This is a genomic window from Microbacterium sp. 1.5R (assembly GCF_001889265.1).
Taxonomy (GTDB): Bacteria; Actinomycetota; Actinomycetes; order Actinomycetales; family Microbacteriaceae; genus Microbacterium.
Window position 1 is genome coordinate 1,085,626 of record NZ_CP018151.1, and the last position, 17,048, is coordinate 1,102,673.

Genomic DNA, 17,048 nt, shown 5'->3' on the forward strand with positions numbered 1-17,048 from the left:
CGCCTTCCTGAGCGTTTGCTGGGTGCGTGTGACATCCCGCTGGATCGCGTGCGTAGAGTCGGAGGCGGATGCCCGTGCCCACCCGAGACGGAGAACCGTGACGACGAGACTGCTGCTGATCGCCGATACGCATGTGCCCGCCCGTGCGAAGCGATTGCCCGACGCGGTGCTGCGAGCGGTCGACGACGCCGACATCGTCGTGCACGCGGGGGACTGGATCGACCTCGCGACGTTGGATCTGATCGAGTCCCGGTCGCGGCTGCTCGTCGGCGTCCACGGGAACAACGACGGCCCCGCGCTGCGAGAGCGACTGCCCGAGATCGCACGGCTGACGGTCGAGGACGTCGAGGTCGCCGTGGTGCACGAGACCGGACCGAAGCAGCGGCGCGAGGAGCGGATGGATGCGGCGTTCTCGGGCGTCGACCTGCTCGTGTTCGGCCACTCCCACATCCCGTGGGACACCGTCGCCCCATCCGGGATGCGCCTGCTGAACCCGGGGTCGCCGACCGACCGCCGCAGGCAGCCCGTCTGCACGATGATGTCGGTCGCGATCGACGGCGAACGGGTCGACGCCACGCTGGTGCCGCTCGCATGACCACCGCACCTCGCGCGGGTAACGACATCGAGGTTCCCGCGGCGTACCGCGCCCCGATGCGATCGCGCGACGACGGGGTGCGCGAGGGGCTCGCGGTCGAGCGCGCGCTGCGGATCGGGGTCTGCGGAGTGGGAGGTCGCCTCGACCGCATCCCGGAGTCGCCGGCCGACGCGCTCGCCGCAGTCGATGCCGCCTTCGGTGAGCGGGCGGCGCGCAGGCTCGAGAGGTTCTCCTCGGTTTCCGAGGGGTCGTTCGTCTGGACGCGCGACGTCGACGGACTGCTGTGGCTCGGCCGGATCGCCGGGCCCTGGCGCTACGACGCGTCGGGCGAAGCCCGTGCAGTCGACCTCGTGCACGTGCGCGCGTGCGACTGGCTCGATCGTCCGGTGGAGCCGGCCGCGGTGCCGTCCGGCGTGCACGAGTCGTTCGCGCGGGGCGGTCGCAACTGGCAGAGCATCACCCGGGCCGACGCCGCGCACCTCACCGCGGCCGTCTGGAAGTCCCGCCGCAGCGGGTGACGGGCCCGATCAGTCGGTCGGGCGCAGGTCACGGAGAATGGCGTCATACCGGCTGAGGAAAGCGCGCTCGTCGAGTCGCTTGCGTCGGAGCCACGACGTGACCTCGTCGTTGCGCTTGCTCGCGTTGCAGGACCCGCACGCGGGCACCACGTTCTCGACGGTGTAGCGACCGCCGCGGGAGATCGGCATCACGCAGTCGCGTTGGAGCGCGATCTCGCCCGCTCCGCAGTACGCACATCCGCCCCAGGCCTCCTGCAGCGAGGCCCACTGCTCGGCGGTGAGGTCGTTGTCCGCTCTGGCCACCCGGCCCCGGCGCCGCTTCGCATGACGGGCGCGCGCAGCGGGCGTGGGGGTGGAGAATCTTCGGCGCGGCACAGACACACGGTACTGGGCGGATGCCCGTGCCTGTGATCTATTCCTCGGTGTCGCCGAGAGCGAGCGCCGGCACGAAGTCGGCCGTGGGCGCGAGCAGCTGCTCCAACTCGAGCACGATGAGCCGGTTGTCTCCCGCTCGCGTCGCCGGGGCCGGCACGAAGAGGGTGCGCTGCGGCCCGTTGCGCCAGTACCGTCCGAGGAAGAACCCGTTGACGAACGCATAGCCCTTGCTCCAGGCAACGGTGTCGAGGAACAGGTCGGCGGCGGAGTCGAGCGCGAAGTCTGCGACCCACGCAGAGGGTGTGCTTCCCGGGCCGCTCGACGTGTTCCCGCCGCTGAAGCCGATCTCCGCCGCGATCCCTGCGACGTCCAGCGCGGTCGAGTGCCAGTCGGTCAGCGGCGTGCCGTCGAGGGCAGGAGCGCCGATCAGACCCTTCTGCTCGCCGAGTCGGTGGTCGTAGTTCACGCGGCCGCCCTCCTCGACGAGGATGCTGAGCGTCCGTCCCGCGGGAATCCGCAGGGAACGGTCATGACGGGTGCGGGAGAGCGTGCCGACGGGCTGGCCGTCGACGCTCACCCAGGCGAGGTCGCGCACCTCGTCGAGCACGAGCTGACCGCCGCGACCTTCGGGAAGCTCGACGTCGTAGCGGACCAGAGCGCTCAGGTGCTCCAGCTCGTCGAATGTCCGCGGAACTGCGGATGCGGGCGTCGATGCCGCGGCATCCGTCCATGATCCCGCCGGCTTCAGCGGCACGGAGAAGACCGGTGCCGCGGTGGCCGCGGCGGGCAGCTCGTCGGGGACGGGCGCGTACTTCGCGATGACGTCGCGGAAGGCGAAGAACTTCGCGGTCGGGTTGCCGGCCTCGTCGAGAGGCGCGTCGTAGTCGTATGACGTGACGATCGGCAGGTAACGGCCCTTGTGGTTGGCACCGTTCGTGAGACCGAAGTTCGTGCCGCCGTGGAACATGTAGATGTTCACCGAGGCCCCCGCGGCCAGCAGTTCGTCGAGATCGGCGGCGGCGGTGTCCACGTCGGTCGTGTGATGCACGCCGCCCCACCAGTCGAACCAGCCGTCCCAGAACTCGGAGCACATCAGGGGACCGGTGGGCTGGTGGGAGCGCAGGGTGGCGAGGCGCTCGGCGCTGCGCGATCCGAAGGATCCGGTCTTGTGCAGCTCGGGGAGGCTGCCGTCTGCCAGCATCCGATCGGTCGGCTGGTCGACCGTGGTGAGGGGCACGGTGATACCGGCTTCTCGGGTGAGGGCGACGAGCGCCTCGAGGTAGTCCTTGTCCGAGCCGTACGCGCCGTACTCGTTCTCGATCTGCACGAGCACGACCGAGCCGCCACGGTCGATCTGCCGGGGCGCGACGATGTCGTAGACCCGGCGGAGGTAGTCGCTGACATCGGCGAGGAACGTCGGCTCGGAAGAGCGCAGCTCGCGCTCGCCCGCGGTGAGCCAGTTCGGCAGCCCGCCGTTGTGCCACTCGGCGCAGATGTAGGGGCCGGGCCGCACGATCGCATCCATGCCCTCCGCCTGGATCAGGTCGAGGAACCGGCCCAGGTCGTTCCAGCCCGTGGCATCCCACTCGCCGCGCCGAGGCTCGTGAGCGTTCCATGCGACGTAGGTCTCGATCGTGTTGAGTCCCATCAGACGGGCCTTGCGGATGCGGTCCTGCCACTGGTCGGGGTGCACCCGGAAGTAGTGGATGGCACCGGAGATCACCTGGTGGGGGAGCCCGGCGCGGAGGAAGTCTGTCTCGCCGATGGAGAAGGAGGTCACGATGAGGTGCTTTCGATGGGGAGGGCCGGACGGAGAGCGAGTCCCCGTCCGGCCCGGACGTGCGATTACTTGTTGACGGCGAAGCCCTGCGAGTTGCCGTACTCGACCAGCGCGTCCTGCCAGGTCATGAGGCCCTCGTTCAGGTCGGTTCCGTTCTGGTACGACTGGCCCACGGTGTCTCCGAAGATGCTGTTGCCGTAGACCTGGTAGGGCAGGTAGCTCCAGCCCTCGACCACATCGTCGGCCGCTGCGGCGAGGACCTCGTTGATCTTCTGGCCGCCGAAGTACTCGGGCGCGTCGGCGAGGAACTCCTCGCTCGACAGCTCGGCGGTCGTCGACGGGAATCCGCCGGACTCGAGGAACGTCGAGATGCTCTCCTCCGAGTTGTTCAGCCACCACAGGAATCCGGCGGCGAGTGCCGGGTTCTTGCTCTGCGTGGTCACGGCCTGGCCGCCGCCGCCGTTCTCCGCGGTCGCCGGGGTGCCGTCGTAGGTCGGCATCGGAGCGACGCGCCAGTCACCGGCACCGTCGGGGGCGCCCGTGATCAGGTTGCCCGGCATCCAGGCGCCGATCACGAGGGTCGCGAGGCTGCCGTCGCCGAGAGCGCGGAACCACTCGTCGCTCCAGCTGCCGTAGGGCGCGAGCAGGTCCTCCTCGACGAGGCGGTTCCAGTTCTCGGTCCACTTCTTCGATCCGTCGTCCTGCAGGTCGATCGTGACGTCGGTGCCCGACGTCTCGAACGGCTTGCCGCCGGCCTGCCAGATCATCGAGGTCGCGAAGCCGGCGTCGCCGGTGTCGTTCGTGATGTAGGCGTCGGGGTTCGCGGCGTGGATCGCCTTCGCCGCCTCGTAGTACTCGTCCCACGTGGTGGGCACGGCGACGCCGGCGGCGTCGAACACGGCCTTGTTGTAGAAGAGCGCCATGGGGCCGGAGTCCTGCGGCAGGCCGTAGATCGCGTCGCCGTCGGTGACGGAGTTCCAGGTCGAGGCGGTGTAGTCGTCCTCGAAGTCGGCGAAGCCGTACTGCGAGAGGTCGACGAAGGCATCCGTGAGCGCGAACTGCGGGAAGGCGTAGTACTCCATCTGCACGACGTCGGGGGCGCCGGAGCCCGCCTTGATGGCGTTCTGCAGCTTGGTGTACTCCTCGTTGTTGGTGCCCGCGTTGACCACGTTCACCTTGACGTTCGGGTACTCCTTCTCGAACGCCTCGACCTGAGCCTCGGCGGAGGGGGTCCACGACCAGTACGTGATCTCGCCGCCCTTCTCGAGAGCGGCCTCGACGGAGTCGAACGAGCCGTCGCCGGCAGCGCTGCCGCCGGAGCCGGAGTCGCCGGTGCTGCAGCCGGCCAGCGCCAGCGCTACCACGGTTCCGGCCGCGAGCACCGTGAGGGTGCGCCGTGCGGCGGGTGAGGGAAGGTGCTTCATTGCTGTGTCCTTTCGGGGGGTGCGGTCCAGCGTCGGACCGACAGGGGGCGGTGCGGAGGGTGCCGGAGGCTACTGCTTGACGCTTCCGGCGGTGAGACCTGACTGCCAGAACCTCTGCAGCAGCAGGAAGGCGATGACGATCGGGATGATGGTGAGGAGGGAGCCCATGATCACCAGGTTGTAGATCGGCTGAGATCCGGCGCCGATCGCCTGAGCGCTCCACTGGTTCAGGCCGACGGTGAGCGGGTACCAGGCGGGGTCGGACAGCATGATCAGCGGCAGGAAGTAGTTGTTCCACGTCGCGACCACGGTGAACAGGGTCACCGTCACGATGCCCGGTGCGAGCAGTCGCATCGAGATCGTGAAGAAGGTGCGGAACTCTCCGGCGCCGTCGATGCGCGCCGCTTCCAGCAGCTCGGTCGGCACGGACTCCGACGCGAACACCCAGATCAGGTACAGGCCGAACGGGCTGATCAGCGAGGGGATGATCACCGCCCACGGGGTGTTCGTGAGCCCGAGCTCGCTGAAGAGCAGGAAGGTCGGCACGGCGAGGGCGGTGCCCGGCACGGCGACCGCGCCGAGCACGACGGCGAACACCGCGCGCCGGCCGGGGAAGCGGTACTTCGCCAGGCCGTAGCCGGCCATGGTGGCGAGCAGCGTCGCGCCTCCGGCGCCGACCACGACGTAGAGCAGCGTGTTGCCGAGCCAGCGCAGGAAGATGCCGTCCTGATACGAGAAGGTCGCCACCAGGTTGTCGACGAATGCGAAGTCGTCGGAGAACCAGAGCCCGAACGAGCTGAACAGCCCGGACTGCGTCTTGGTCGAGCTGAACAGCAGCCAGACGAGCGGCACCAGTGTGTACAGGGCGTACATCACCATCACGATCAGCAGGATCTTCGACTTGCGCGGATTCATCAGATCGTGGCGCTTCTGCGAGGGACGGGCGAGGGGGAGTGCCATGTCAGCGCACCTCCGACTTCGAGCCGCGCAGCTGCACGACGTAGGCGATCACTGCGGTGATGACGCCCATGATGATGGCGATCGTCGCGGCGTAGTTGAACTGCTGTCCGGCGAACGAGAGGTTGTACGCGTACATGTTGGGGGTGAAGTACGTCGTGATCACGTTCGGAGCCAGGGGCCTCAGGATGTTGGGTTCGTTGAAGAGCTGGAAGCTGCCGATGATCGAGAAGATCGTGGCGATCACGAGAGCACCGCGCACCGAGGGGATCTTGATCGAGAAGATCGTGCGCCAGGCACCCGCGCCGTCGAGCGACGCCGCCTCGTACATGTCGGTGGGGATGGTCTTCAGCGACGAGTAGAAGATCAGCATGTTGTAGCCGACGAACTGCCAGGTCACGATGTTGCCGATCGAGACCAGGATCCACTCCCGGGCGAAGGGCGTGATGAGGTCGCTGCCGAGGAAGTCGTTGAAGTTCGACGTCAGACCGAACTGGTCGCCGTAGATGTACCCCCACATGAGCACCGCGACGACCGCGGGCACCGCGTACGGCAGGAAGATCAGGATGCGGAAGAACGATGCGCCGCGCAGACGTGCGCTGTCGAGGGCGAGCGCCGCGGCCAGCGCCAGGACGAGCATGATCGGCACCTGCACCACGAGGAACAGCACCACGCGGCCGAACGCCTCCCAGAACTGCGGGTCGGTGAGCGCGCGGACGTAGTTGTCGAACCCGACGAACGCCGTGCCGCCGATCAGCTTCTCCTGGAAGAAGCTGAGGTAGAGCGCGTAGGCGAGCGGGGTCAGGAAGACCAGGGCGAAGACGACCATGAACGGGCCGACGAAGGCCCATCCCTTCCAGTCGCGCTTCTCACGCCGGCGGATGCCGTGGTCCGCCAGGGCTGCGGAATCTTGAGTCGTCATTGACGAGAACCTTCTTAGAGATCGGGCGCTCACGGCGCCGTGTGTCAACGTCAACATATTCGATGCACTGCTAGTGTGTCAACGTCAACACATGAATGGATGAGTGCTCGTGACCTCGGTACAGTCGGCAGAGCCGCCGCAGCGGCGGCGAGACCCCTCCATGGAGGACGTGGCCCGCGAGGCCGGCGTCTCCGGACAGACCGTGTCGCGCGTCGTGAACGCGCGCGGCTACGTCGGCGCGGCCACCAGGGAGCGCGTCGAAGACGCCATGCAGCGGCTCGGCTACCGGCCCAACAGTGCGGCTCGTGCGCTGCGATCCGGCCGATTCCGGGCGATCGGCGTCATCATGTTCTCCTTCAGCTCGTACGGCAACCAGCGCACGCTCGATGCGATCGCCGTGCGCGCCTCGCAGATGGGATACGCCCTCACCCTCATCCCCGTCGAGTCGAGTGCCCGCGACACCGTCGCGGGAGCCTTCCGCCGCCTGGAGGAGCACGCCGTCGACGGGATCATCATCGTGATCGAGGCGCATCAGCTCGACGAGGCCGAGGTCGAGATCCCCGACGGTCTGCCCGTCGTGCTCGTCGACTCGAACCGTGGCACGACTCACCCGTTCGTCGACACGGATCAGGCTCAGGGTGCGCGCCTCGCGACCGAGCACCTGCTCGACCTCGGCCATGAGACCGTCTGGCACGTCGCAGGACCGGCGAAGTCCTATTCCGCAGAGCGTCGACGTGAATCCTGGCGCTCGACTCTCATGGAGCGCGGCATCGAGGCACCCGAGCCGCTGCAGGGCGACTGGTCAGCCGAATCCGGCTATCGCGCCGGGCTCCGCCTGCGTGACGACGACGGCGTCACCGCCGTGTTCGCGGCGAACGACCAGATGGCGATCGGCGTCGTGCGGGCATTCCGCGAGGCCGGTCGAGACATTCCCGGCGACGTCAGCGTGGTCGGGTTCGACGGCCTGCCGGATGCCGCCCAACTGTGGCCGCCGCTGACCACGGTGCAGCAGCATCCCGAGAAGGTCGGCGCTCTCGCGGTCGACGCCCTCCTCGCCGAGCTCGATGGGGGAGAGCGCAGTCAGACGCCGCTCGTCGGCACCGAGCTCATCGTGCGCGAGAGCTCGGCCCCGCCGCGCGCCGCGCGCTGACTCCGGCATCCTCTCGCGCGCGCCCCCCGCACCCAGCTCCCCGAGGTCAGAATCCGCTGATCCGGCGGAAGGGAAGGAGAGTCAGCGCCAGATGGCGGCGATGCCCGCGTTGAGGGCGGTCAGGATGCCGACGAGCCAGAACATCGCGGGCGGCACGCTGCCGGACTTGCGCTGCTTCGACGTGCCGATGCCGAGGAGCGCACCGATCGCGAGCAGCACCACGAGCTTCGTGCCGATCTTGGCGTAGTTCATCTCGACGCCCTCCGGCAGACCCCACGGAGCGGCGAGGGCGAGACCCGCGATCGCTGCGATGGTCATGCCGATGCTCATCAGGCGCGTGAACTCGCGCGTGCCGCCGAACGCCTGCACCGCCCAGGCGCCGAACAGCACGGCGAAGCCGATGAGATGGACGAACAGAACGACGTGCCGCAGAGTCTCCATGCCCTCACGGTACGAGCACGCGGGACGTGCGCGCCACCAAGGGGAGGCTGACCTACGGGGCAGGCTGACCTCAGCCCACGCGAGGCCCGGCCTCAGCCGCGCAGCGAGCGCACCAGGAGGGCCGTGCGCAGCGCGGCATCCGCAGCCTCCGCGCCCTTGTCCTCCTTCGAGCCCTCGAGCCCGGCGCGGTCGAGGCCCTGCTTCTCGTCGTCGAGCGTCAGCACGCCGAATCCGACGGGCTTGCCCGCGTCGAGCGAGACTCGCGTCAGTCCGTCGGTCGTGGCTGCCGAGACGTATTCGAAGTGCGGGGTGCCCCCGCGGATGATCACGCCGAGTGCGACGACGGCATCCGCTCCACCTGCGAAGGCGGCTTGGGCGGCGAGGGCGAGTTCGAACGACCCCGGCACGCGGACGAGGCGGTAGTCGGCGTCCGCGTCATCGAGCACACGCTGGGCGCCGGCGATGAGGCCGTTCGTGATGACGTCGTGCCAGGTGCCGGCGACGATGACGACCTTCAGGCCTCGTCCGTCGATCTTCTCGGTCTTGGGTGCTCCTGCGCCGCTCATGCGTCGTCCTTCCGTCCGTCGGCGAGAGCTTCTGCGAGCTCCGCCTCACCGATGATGTGACCCATGCGGTCACGCTTGGTCTCGAGGTATTGATGGTTGTTCGGTCCGACGCCGACGATCAGCGGCACCTGCTCGACGACATCGAGTCCGAGGGTGCGCAGCTGGTTCACCTTGTCGGTGTTGTTGGTCAACAGGCGAACCTTCGAGACGCCGAGATCGGCGAGGATGCCGGCCGCAGCCGCGTAGTCCCGCGCATCCGCGGGAAGCCCGAGTGCGAGATTCGCATCGACCGTGTCGAGCCCCTCCTCCTGCAGGCTGTAGGCACGGAGCTTGTTGATCAGGCCGATTCCGCGACCTTCATGGCCGCGCATGTAGATGACGATGCCGCCGTCCTGCTCGATCGCGTCGAGGGCGGCGTCGAGCTGCGGGCCGCATTCGCATTTGAGCGACCCGAAGGCCTCTCCGGTCAGGCACTCGGAGTGCACGCGCACGAGGGCGGTCTCGCCGGGCTCGCCCGACACGACGGCGATGTGATCGGTGCCGGTCACCCGGTCCTTGTAGGCGAGGAACCGGAAGGTCCCGTGCGTGGTCGGCACGGTCGCGTCGGCCCGCAGGCTGACACGGCGACTGGCGCGTTCGGGCGACCAGCCGGTGGGGTCGACCTGGTTGAGGTGGGCGATGAGCTGCTCGATCGTGATGACCGGCACTCCGTCGCGTGCACCCAGCTCGATGAGTCCGGGCAGTCGCATCATGCTGCCGTCCTCTGCCACGACCTCGGCGATCGCGCCCACGGGCCGCAGGCCCGCGAGCTTCATCAGATCGACCGCGGCCTCGGTGTGGCCGCTGCGCTCGCGCACTCCGCCGTCGACGGCGCGCAGCGGCAGGACGTGACCGGGGCGGATGATGCTCGTCGCGGTCGAATCGGGATTCGCCAGGACGTTCAGCGTGTGCGCGCGGTCGTGCGCGCTGATTCCGGTGGTCACTCCTTCGGCCGCGTCGACACTCACGGTGTAGGCGGTCGAACGGGCGTCCTCGGAGGCGGCCACCATGGGCTGCAGGTTGAGGTTGTCGGCGAGGTCGGCGGGCATCGGCGCGCAGATGAACCCCGACGACCAGCGGACCGTCCATGCCACCCATTCGGGCGTGGCGAGCTCGGCCGACATGATGACGTCGCCCTCGTTCTCGCGGTTCTCGTCGTCTGCGACGAGCACGGGGCGCCCCGCGCGAAGGGCCTCGAGGGCTTCGGTGATGGTGGAAAGGCTCATCGCGAGCCTCCTTCCGGTGCTGCCCGGAACGCCAGCAGGCGCTCGACGTGACGGGCGAGGATGTCGGTCTCGAGGTTGACGCGGTCGCCGACCGCGCGGGAGCCGAGGGTGGTGGCGGCGAGAGTCTCGGGGATGAGCGAGATCTCGAACCAGTGAGCGTCCGCGTCGACAGCGCTGACCGCGCTCACGGTGAGGGAGGTGCCGTCGACCGAGATGGAGCCCTTGTCGACCACGAGCGGCGCGAGGTCGTCGGGCAGCGAGATGCGCAGCACGCTCCACTGCTCGCCGGGTCGCACCTCGAGGACATCGCCGACGCCGTCGACATGTCCCTGCACGATGTGACCGCCGAGCCGCGCGCCGACCGGCATCGCCTTCTCGATGTTCACGCGGGTGCCGACGGATGCGCCGCCCAGAGCGGCCACGTCGAGGGTCTGCCTCATGACGTCGGCGTCGAAGGTGTCGCCGGTCGAGTCGACGACGGTGAGGCAGACTCCCGAGACCGCGATGGACTCGCCGTGCACGGCGTCGGAGACCGCCTTGGGGGCGCGAACCGTCAGCCGCCAGCCGTCTCCGGCGGGCGCGATAGCGGTGATCTCGCCGATCTCCTCGATGATTCCGGTGAACATCAGGCGGCTCCTTCTTCTGTGGTGAGCGCGGGATGAGCGATCGCGAGCAAGTCGGACCCGAGGGGCTGCCACTGGTCGATCGTCAGTCGTCGGGCGGCGTCGATGGATCCGACGCCGATGTCGGTCAGTGCCAGCCGGTCGCCGCCGAGCAGCACCGGCGCGATGTAGACGAGCACGCGATCGGCGAGCCCCGCGGCGACGAAGGCGCTCGCGAGCGTCGGGCCCCCCTCGATGAACACGCTCTGGATGCCGCGAGCGTGCAGGTCGGCGAGCACGGCATGCAGATCATGGGTGTCGTAGAAGAGCGGAGTCTGCGGATGCCGGCGGATCGCCGCATCGTCGGGGGTGATGCGCGAGCCGATCACGACCGGGACGGGCTGGTGTTCATGGAGCGCCTCGCCGTCGCGAGCCGTCAGCGAGGGATCGTCGGAGAGCAGAGTGCCTGTGCCGACGACGATCGCATCGGCCGCAGCGCGACGTCGATGGACGTCCGCGCGGGCTTCAGGTCCGGTGATCCACTGGCTGCTGCCGTCGGATGCCGCCGCGCGGCCGTCGAGGGACTGCGCCCACTTCACGGTGACGTGGGGGCGGCCGAGGCGCTGAGCGGTGAGCCAGCCGTCGATGATGCGGTGTGCGACATCGCTCTGTTCGCCCGCATCGACGCTGACGCCCGCCGAGCGGAGGCGGTCGGCACCGCCGCCCGAGACGGCTCCCGGATCGTCGAGGGCATAGACGACACGCGAGACGCCGGCCTCGATCAGCGCGACGGAGCAGGGGCCGGTGCGACCGGTGTGGTTGCACGGTTCGAGGGTGACGACAGCGGTCGCCCCCTCGGCGGCACCGGCGGAGAGTCGCGAGAGGGCATCGACCTCGGCGTGGGGCGTTCCGGCGCCGTGATGCCACCCTTCGGCGATGATCTCGCCGTCGGGGGAGAGGATGACGGCACCGACCTGCGGGTTCACTCCGCGAGGGCCGAGCGTCGCGAGCTCGAGCGCACGGGTCATCGCCCGGCGTTCCGCCTCGTTCACTGCCATCCGTGGTCCTCTCTGAGGCTCCGGGGGATCTCCTCGAGGGAGACGTCGGCAGAACGCGCGCGCGGCGGCGCACCGTGCTGCCTCCCTTCCGGACTAGCGAGGCTGGGCCTCGCACCACCGTCGGTCCCGGAATTCCACCGGATCGGCATCTCGGAGAACCGAGACGCTCGCGGACTGTCACCGCCGGTTCGGATTCTCACCGACCCCGGAGCACGTTGATGCTCTGAGTGTACTCAACACATCCGGATGCATTTCATTCCGCGTCGAAGTGCTACTTGAGCAGCCGTGACAACCGGCGATCGGCGAGCGGTTTTCCACCGGTCTGGCACGTCGGGCAGTACTCCATCGAGCGATCTGCGAAGAAGACGCTGCGCACCGTGTCGCCGCACACGGGGCAGGCCTCGCCACGACGAGCATGCACCTGCATCCCACGGCGCTTGGCGTCTTTGAGGTCGGCCGGCGGCTTGCCCGAGGCCTCGGCGACCGCATCCGCGATAGTCGTCTGCATGGCGGCATACAGGCGATCGACCTCGTCGTCGTCGAGCTTGTCGGCGATCGCGTACGGCGACATCCGCGCGGCGTGCAGGATCTCGTCGGAGTAGGCATTCCCGATTCCGGCGATCACGCCCTGATCGCGGAGCAGACCCTTGATCTGCGTGCGCCGCCCTTGGAGCAGACCGCCGAAGACCTCCCGCGTGAACGACTCGTCGAGAGGGTCGGGCCCGAGCCGGGCGATCCCCGGGACGTCCTGCGGGTCGCGCACGACATACACGGCGAGCGACTTCTTGGTGCCGGCCTCGGTGAGGTCGAATCCGCTCTCGTCGTCGAGGCCGACACGGACGGCGATGGGCGACTTGCCGGGTTTGATCGGCGTCGTGGGCAGCGTCTCGTACCAGCGCAGCCAGCCCGCCTTGGCCAGGTGGAAGACGAGATGCAGGTCGTCGCCGCACGAGAGCACGACGAACTTTCCCCGTCGAGAGGCCGCAGTGATCTGCTGACCGTGCAGTGCGGAGTTCGGCGGGTCGTATGTCTTGAGCGCGGCGATCGCGCCCACGCTGGTTCGCACGATCGTCCGCCCCACCGCGCGCTGGGTGAGGAATGTGGTCAGGCCCTGTACTTCCGGCATCTCCGGCATGCGTTCATCCTGCCATCGGGGTCGGACACGCGACTAGAGCACCGGCCAGTCGACCGGTGTGCGGTCGTCGGATGCGAGGAGTCCGCCGAACCAGCCGTCGTCGCGGCCGCGCTCGCTCGTGAGCGCCTGGCGTGCGAATCCCTCGTAGCGGAACCCGAGCGCCCTCGCCGACCGTGCCGACGCGATGTTGCCCGCGACCGCCCGCCAGCCCAGCCGTGCGAGACCGAGCTCGTCGAAGCCCCAGTCGACGACGGCGCGCGCGGCCTCGACGAGGTAGCCGTTGCCGCGCGCGGCAGAGGTGACCCAGTATCCGAGTTCCGCGTCCCCGCCGGTGTGGTGCGGCGTGATGTGGTGCAACCCGATCGAGGCGACGAGCTCCTCGTCGCGATACGCGCACCAGATCGTCTCGCTCCCGTCGGCCCACCACTCGCCGATCAGGCGCACATAGTCCGCGGCGTGCTCCCGCGTGTAGGGGCTCGGCACGGTCGTCCACCGCGGGATCTCCGGATCCTGGCAGGCTGCGACGATCGCGTCGATGTCCGACTCGTGCGGCACATGCAGCGTGAGGCGGTCCGTGGTGAGGGTGACCGGTTCCATCCCGGAATCCTACGGGTCGGAGAACGCGTGTGCGGGCGGCTCCCGGTCCCGGTGTCGGCGGCCGCGACTAGGCTTGTCCGGTGACTGTTCCGGGGATTCTGCGCGCCTTGGAAGAGGCGTCTCTTTTTCGTGACGCCCTCGGCTGGGCGCAGACCGATGCCGATCTCGGCCTCGTCGACGGCCTCGACGCGCCGGCGCTCGCCGGCCTGCTCGAGAAGCGCCGCGCCGCGGGTCATCCCGCAGCGCTGCTGACCGTCGTCCCCACGGGGAGGCGCGCCGAGAGCCTCGCCGCGGCGCTCGGCGCCTACATCCCCGACGCCGAGGTCGTGACCTTCCCCGCGTGGGAGACACTGCCGCATGAGCGACTGAGTCCCAGCCCCGACACCGTCGGTCAGCGACTGCAGACCCTCCGTCGCGTCGCCGAGTGGTCGGGTGACCACCCCCTCGTCGTCGTCGCCTCGGTGCGAGCAGCGCTCCAGCCCATCGCCGGCAACCTCGGCGAGATCGCTCCGCTCGAGCTGCGCGCCGGCACGCGCGGTCATGAGCTCGACCGCGTCGTCGAGCAGCTGGTCGAGCGCGCCTACTCGCGCGTCGACATGGTGTCGCGTCGCGGCGAGTTCGCCGTGCGCGGCGGCATCCTCGATGTCTTCCCCGCGATCTCGGAACACCCCTTCCGCGTCGAGTTCTTCGGCGATGAGGTCGACCAGATCCGCGCGTTCTCCGTCGCCGACCAGCGCTCGCTTCCGGGCGACGTCGACGGCGTCGATCTGCCTCCGAGCCGCGAGCTGCTGCTGACCCCCGATGTGCGCGATCGTGCGCGGGCGCTGATCGGCGGCTTCCCGGCGATCGCCGGCATGCTCGAGAAGATGGCAGAGGGCATTCCGGTCGAGGGAATGGAGTCGCTGCTCCCGGCGGTGTCCGGTCCGCTCAAGTCCCTGGCCGAGTATCTGCCCGAGGGCAGCGCGACCGCGGTCGTCGATCCCGAGCGCTCCAGCGCGCGGGCCATCACGCTGGGCGAGACGAACCGCGAGTTCCTCGATGCGGCCTGGAGCGCGGCGACGTCCGGCGCATCGGCTCCCATCGATCTCGGCGCCGGCGACTTCCTCACCATCGCCCGACTGCGCGAGGTCGTCCGCGACCGTGGCGGCGTGTGGTGGCGGCTGAGCCCGTTCGCGATGGGCGGCGAGGATGCCGAGACCATCGACGCCCAGGTCATCCCGTCGTTCCACGGCAACGTCGACGGCGCGATCTCGTTCGTCGACGCCAAGGTGGCCGAGGGGTGGCGCGTGGTGGTCATCGCCGCCGGTGCCGGACTCGTCGACCGCGCCCGCGACGTGCTCTCCGACCGTGGCATCGCCGCGCGCATCGTCTCCGAGCTCATCGAGGCGCCCGACACCGGCGTCGCGACGCTCGTCACAGGGTCCGTCGAGGCCGGCTTCCAGATCGGCGAGGCGAAGCTCGCCGTCCTCACCGACAACGAGTTCTACGGCCGCACCATCGGCGGCGACCAGCGGGTCGTCAAGAAGCTCGCCTCGCGCCGCAAGAACGTCGTCGACCCGTTGCAGCTCAAACAGGGCGACTTCGTCGTGCACAACACCCACGGCATCGGCCGCTTCGTCGAGATGACGCAGCGCGAGGTCTCCACGGGCGGCCGCAATGCGACCAAGTCGGTGCGCGACTACCTCGTGCTCGAGTACGCGCCGTCGAAGCGCGGCTACCCGGGCGACAAGCTCTACGTGCCGACCGACCAGCTCGACCTGCTCTCGAAGTACGTCGGCGGCGAGGGCCCCACGCTCTCGAAGATGGGCGGCAGTGATTGGTCGCAGGCGAAGGGCAAGGCGCGCAAGGCCGTGCGCGACATCGCCGTCGAGCTCGTCAAGCTGTATTCGGCGCGGATGAGCGCCAAGGGGCACGCCTTCGGTCCGGACACGCCCTGGCAGCGCGAGCTCGAAGAGGCGTTCCCGTTCGCGGAGACCCTCGATCAGCTGCAGACCATCGACGAGATCAAGGCCGACATGGAGCGGCCGATCCCGATGGACCGCCTGCTCTCGGGCGATGTCGGGTTCGGCAAGACCGAGGTCGCCGTGCGTGCGGCGTTCAAGGCGATCCAGGACGGCAAACAGGTCGCGATGCTGGTGCCGACCACGCTTCTCGTGAAGCAGCATCTCGAGACCTTCACCGAGCGCTTCGCCGGATTCCCGGTCAAGGTGCGGCCGCTGTCCCGCTTCCAGACCGACAAGGAGGCTCGTCTCACGCTCGACGGCCTGCTCGACGGCACGGTCGACATGGTGATCGGCACGCATCGCATCCTCACCGACCAGGTCATGTTCAAGGACCTCGGTCTGATGATCATCGACGAGGAGCAGCGCTTCGGCGTCGAGCACAAGGACACCCTCAAGAAGATGAAGACCAACGTCGACATCCTCGCGATGAGTGCGACGCCGATCCCGCGCACGCTCGAGATGGCGGTCACCGGCATCCGCGAGATGTCGACGCTCGCCACCCCGCCGGAGGACCGGCATCCGATCCTCTCGTTCGTCGGCCCCCGCAGCGACAAGCAGATCGCGGCGGCGATCCGGCGCGAGATCCTGCGCGAGGGGCAGGTGTTCTTCGTGCACAACCGTGTGCAGTCGATCCAGCGGGTCGCGGCACAGCTCGCCGAGCTCGTGCCCGAGGCGCGCATCGCGGTCGCACACGGTCAGATGGGCGAGCACGCGCTCGAGCAGGTCGTCGACGACTTCTGGGAGCGCAAGTTCGACGTGCTCGTCTCGACGACGATCATCGAGACCGGCCTCGACATCTCGAACGCGAACACGATCATCATCGACCGCGCCGACAAGTACGGACTCAGCCAGCTGCATCAGCTGCGCGGACGTGTCGGGCGAGGTCGCGAGCGTGCGTACGCCTACTTCCTCTACGACGAGATGAAGCCGCTGAGCGAGACGGCGGCTGACCGACTCCAGACGATCGCCGTGAACAACGACCTCGGCTCCGGCATGCAGGTCGCGCTCAAGGACCTCGAACTGCGCGGCGCGGGCAACCTGCTCGGCGGTGAGCAGGCCGGGCATATCGCCGGCGTCGGATTCGATCTCTACCTTCGGATGATCGGCGAGGCCGTCGCGACGTTCCGCGGCGAGGATGTCGAGTCGGGACAGGAGCTGCGACTCGAGCTGCCTTTGGACGCGCGCATTCCGGAGCACTACATCGACAGCGAGCGACTCCGTCTCGAGGCTTACCAGAAGCTCTCCTCCGCCTCGGCGGCCACGGCGAAGGACGACGCGATCGACCTCGTCATCGACGAGCTCACCGACCGCTACGGCACCCCGCCCGACGAGGTCGAGGGTCTGATCGCCGTCGCACGTCTGCGTCGGCGCGCGGCCAGAGCAGGACTCTCCGACGTGGTGGTCATGGGATCGAACCTGCGCATCGCGCCGGCGCGGCTCGAGGACTCGATCAAGGTGCGTCTGCAGCGGCTGTATCCCAAGGCGAAGCTGGTCGCCGGGGGTGAGGCCCTCGTCGTGCCCATGCCCACCGTGCCGGCCGCCGTGGGAGTCGGCCTCGAACCGCTGCAGGCGGCCGAGCTGCTCGAGTGGGTCGGGCAGCTGTTCACCGCGATCTTCCCCGAGCCCGTCTCGGCCGAGAAGACCGTCGACGCCTAGGCGC

16 protein-coding genes and 1 riboswitch are annotated in these 17,048 nt (G+C 68.9%); of the genes, 4 read left to right on the forward strand and 12 right to left on the reverse strand.

Annotated elements, in window-relative coordinates:
* The first annotated feature begins 97 nt into the window (after positions 1–97).
* Together BMW26_RS05060 and BMW26_RS05065 are read left to right on the forward strand one after the other, a co-directional pair.
* Complete coding sequence (locus BMW26_RS05060; protein ID WP_072590947.1) at positions 98–595, forward strand: metallophosphoesterase family protein; 498 nt, start codon at positions 98–100, stop codon at positions 593–595.
* On the forward strand, positions 592–1,113 hold the full coding sequence (locus BMW26_RS05065) for a GAF domain-containing protein (protein WP_072590948.1): 522 nt from the start codon (positions 592–594) through the stop codon (positions 1,111–1,113). Before BMW26_RS05060 ends, BMW26_RS05065 begins: the two co-directional genes overlap by 4 nt.
* Before the next feature lie 9 nt (positions 1,114–1,122).
* Here the strand turns inward: BMW26_RS05065 and BMW26_RS17590 are convergent, their stop codons facing one another.
* The 5 genes from BMW26_RS17590 to BMW26_RS05090 form a co-directional block, all read right to left on the reverse strand.
* Entirely contained in the window at positions 1,123–1,488 is a 366-nt protein-coding gene (locus tag BMW26_RS17590; RefSeq protein ID WP_072592232.1) for an HNH endonuclease, read from the reverse strand.
* Between the two features lie 37 nt (positions 1,489–1,525).
* Positions 1,526–3,268, reverse strand: coding sequence for a glycoside hydrolase family 35 protein (locus tag BMW26_RS05075; RefSeq protein ID WP_072590949.1), 1,743 nt, complete (start codon positions 3,266–3,268; stop codon positions 1,526–1,528).
* A gap of 65 nt (positions 3,269–3,333) precedes the next feature.
* Complete coding sequence (locus BMW26_RS05080) at positions 3,334–4,692, reverse strand: ABC transporter substrate-binding protein (RefSeq protein ID WP_072590950.1); 1,359 nt, start codon at positions 4,690–4,692, stop codon at positions 3,334–3,336.
* A 69-nt stretch (positions 4,693–4,761) separates the two neighbouring features.
* Entirely contained in the window at positions 4,762–5,607 is an 846-nt protein-coding gene (locus tag BMW26_RS05085; protein WP_056277856.1) for a carbohydrate ABC transporter permease, read from the reverse strand.
* 46 nt (positions 5,608–5,653) lie between these two features.
* A complete protein-coding gene (locus BMW26_RS05090; RefSeq protein WP_056277859.1) occupies positions 5,654–6,571 on the reverse strand; it encodes a carbohydrate ABC transporter permease in 918 nt (305 codons plus the stop codon).
* A gap of 160 nt (positions 6,572–6,731) precedes the next feature.
* Here BMW26_RS05090 and BMW26_RS05095 point away from each other — a divergent pair, with 160 nt between their 5' ends.
* A complete protein-coding gene (locus BMW26_RS05095; protein WP_083569293.1) occupies positions 6,732–7,721 on the forward strand; it encodes a LacI family DNA-binding transcriptional regulator in 990 nt (329 codons plus the stop codon).
* An 81-nt stretch (positions 7,722–7,802) separates the two neighbouring features.
* Here the strand turns inward: BMW26_RS05095 and BMW26_RS05100 are convergent, their stop codons facing one another.
* From BMW26_RS05100 to BMW26_RS05130, 7 genes are all read right to left on the reverse strand, one after another.
* Positions 7,803–8,162 carry a Fe-S protein gene (locus tag BMW26_RS05100; RefSeq protein WP_072590951.1) on the reverse strand — a complete coding sequence of 120 codons (360 nt, stop codon included), beginning with the start codon at positions 8,160–8,162 and terminating at the stop codon, positions 7,803–7,805.
* Between the two features lie 92 nt (positions 8,163–8,254).
* Positions 8,255–8,728, reverse strand: a complete 474-nt coding sequence (gene ribH, locus BMW26_RS05105) for a 6,7-dimethyl-8-ribityllumazine synthase (RefSeq protein ID WP_053095484.1) — start codon at positions 8,726–8,728, stop codon at positions 8,255–8,257.
* Complete coding sequence (gene ribA, locus BMW26_RS05110) at positions 8,725–9,993, reverse strand: GTP cyclohydrolase II (protein ID WP_072590952.1); 1,269 nt, start codon at positions 9,991–9,993, stop codon at positions 8,725–8,727. Before ribA ends, ribH begins: the two co-directional genes overlap by 4 nt.
* Positions 9,990–10,619: a riboflavin synthase gene (locus BMW26_RS05115; protein WP_072590953.1), complete on the reverse strand. Its 630-nt coding sequence runs from the start codon at positions 10,617–10,619 to the stop codon at positions 9,990–9,992. The genes ribA and BMW26_RS05115 overlap by 4 nt, the downstream gene beginning before the upstream one ends.
* Entirely contained in the window at positions 10,619–11,653 is a 1,035-nt protein-coding gene (gene ribD / locus BMW26_RS05120) for a bifunctional diaminohydroxyphosphoribosylaminopyrimidine deaminase/5-amino-6-(5-phosphoribosylamino)uracil reductase RibD (RefSeq protein ID WP_072590954.1), read from the reverse strand. Before ribD ends, BMW26_RS05115 begins: the two co-directional genes overlap by 1 nt.
* Before the next feature lie 71 nt (positions 11,654–11,724).
* Positions 11,725–11,870, reverse strand: a riboswitch (FMN riboswitch).
* A gap of 54 nt (positions 11,871–11,924) precedes the next feature.
* Positions 11,925–12,788, reverse strand: coding sequence for an Fpg/Nei family DNA glycosylase (locus BMW26_RS05125; protein WP_072590955.1), 864 nt, complete (start codon positions 12,786–12,788; stop codon positions 11,925–11,927).
* Between the two features lie 33 nt (positions 12,789–12,821).
* Positions 12,822–13,385, reverse strand: a complete 564-nt coding sequence (locus BMW26_RS05130; RefSeq protein ID WP_072590956.1) for a GNAT family N-acetyltransferase — start codon at positions 13,383–13,385, stop codon at positions 12,822–12,824.
* 80 nt (positions 13,386–13,465) lie between these two features.
* Between BMW26_RS05130 and mfd the strand changes: the two genes are divergently transcribed.
* Complete coding sequence (gene mfd, locus BMW26_RS05135; protein ID WP_072590957.1) at positions 13,466–17,044, forward strand: transcription-repair coupling factor; 3,579 nt, start codon at positions 13,466–13,468, stop codon at positions 17,042–17,044.
* Positions 17,045–17,048 lie beyond the last annotated feature (4 nt).

Bases quoted from the DNA above. Each gene is read 5' to 3' on its own strand.
- BMW26_RS05065 (WP_072590948.1), top strand. From the start codon at position 592: ATGACCACCGCACCTCGCGCGGGTAACGACATCGAGGTTCCCGCGGCG.
- BMW26_RS05080 (WP_072590950.1), bottom strand. From the start codon at position 4,692: ATGAAGCACCTTCCCTCACCCGCCGCACGGCGCACCCTCACGGTGCTC.
- BMW26_RS05085 (WP_056277856.1), bottom strand. From the start codon at position 5,607: ATGAATCCGCGCAAGTCGAAGATCCTGCTGATCGTGATGGTGATGTAC.
- BMW26_RS05090 (WP_056277859.1), bottom strand. From the start codon at position 6,571: ATGACGACTCAAGATTCCGCAGCCCTGGCGGACCACGGCATCCGCCGG.
- BMW26_RS05095 (WP_083569293.1), top strand. From the start codon at position 6,732: ATGGAGGACGTGGCCCGCGAGGCCGGCGTCTCCGGACAGACCGTGTCG.
- BMW26_RS05100 (WP_072590951.1), bottom strand. From the start codon at position 8,162: ATGGAGACTCTGCGGCACGTCGTTCTGTTCGTCCATCTCATCGGCTTC.
- ribH (WP_053095484.1), bottom strand. From the start codon at position 8,728: ATGAGCGGCGCAGGAGCACCCAAGACCGAGAAGATCGACGGACGAGGC.
- ribA (WP_072590952.1), bottom strand. From the start codon at position 9,993: ATGAGCCTTTCCACCATCACCGAAGCCCTCGAGGCCCTTCGCGCGGGG.
- BMW26_RS05115 (WP_072590953.1), bottom strand. From the start codon at position 10,619: ATGTTCACCGGAATCATCGAGGAGATCGGCGAGATCACCGCTATCGCG.
- ribD (WP_072590954.1), bottom strand. From the start codon at position 11,653: ATGGCAGTGAACGAGGCGGAACGCCGGGCGATGACCCGTGCGCTCGAG.
- BMW26_RS05125 (WP_072590955.1), bottom strand. From the start codon at position 12,788: ATGCCGGAGATGCCGGAAGTACAGGGCCTGACCACATTCCTCACCCAG.
- BMW26_RS05130 (WP_072590956.1), bottom strand. From the start codon at position 13,385: ATGGAACCGGTCACCCTCACCACGGACCGCCTCACGCTGCATGTGCCG.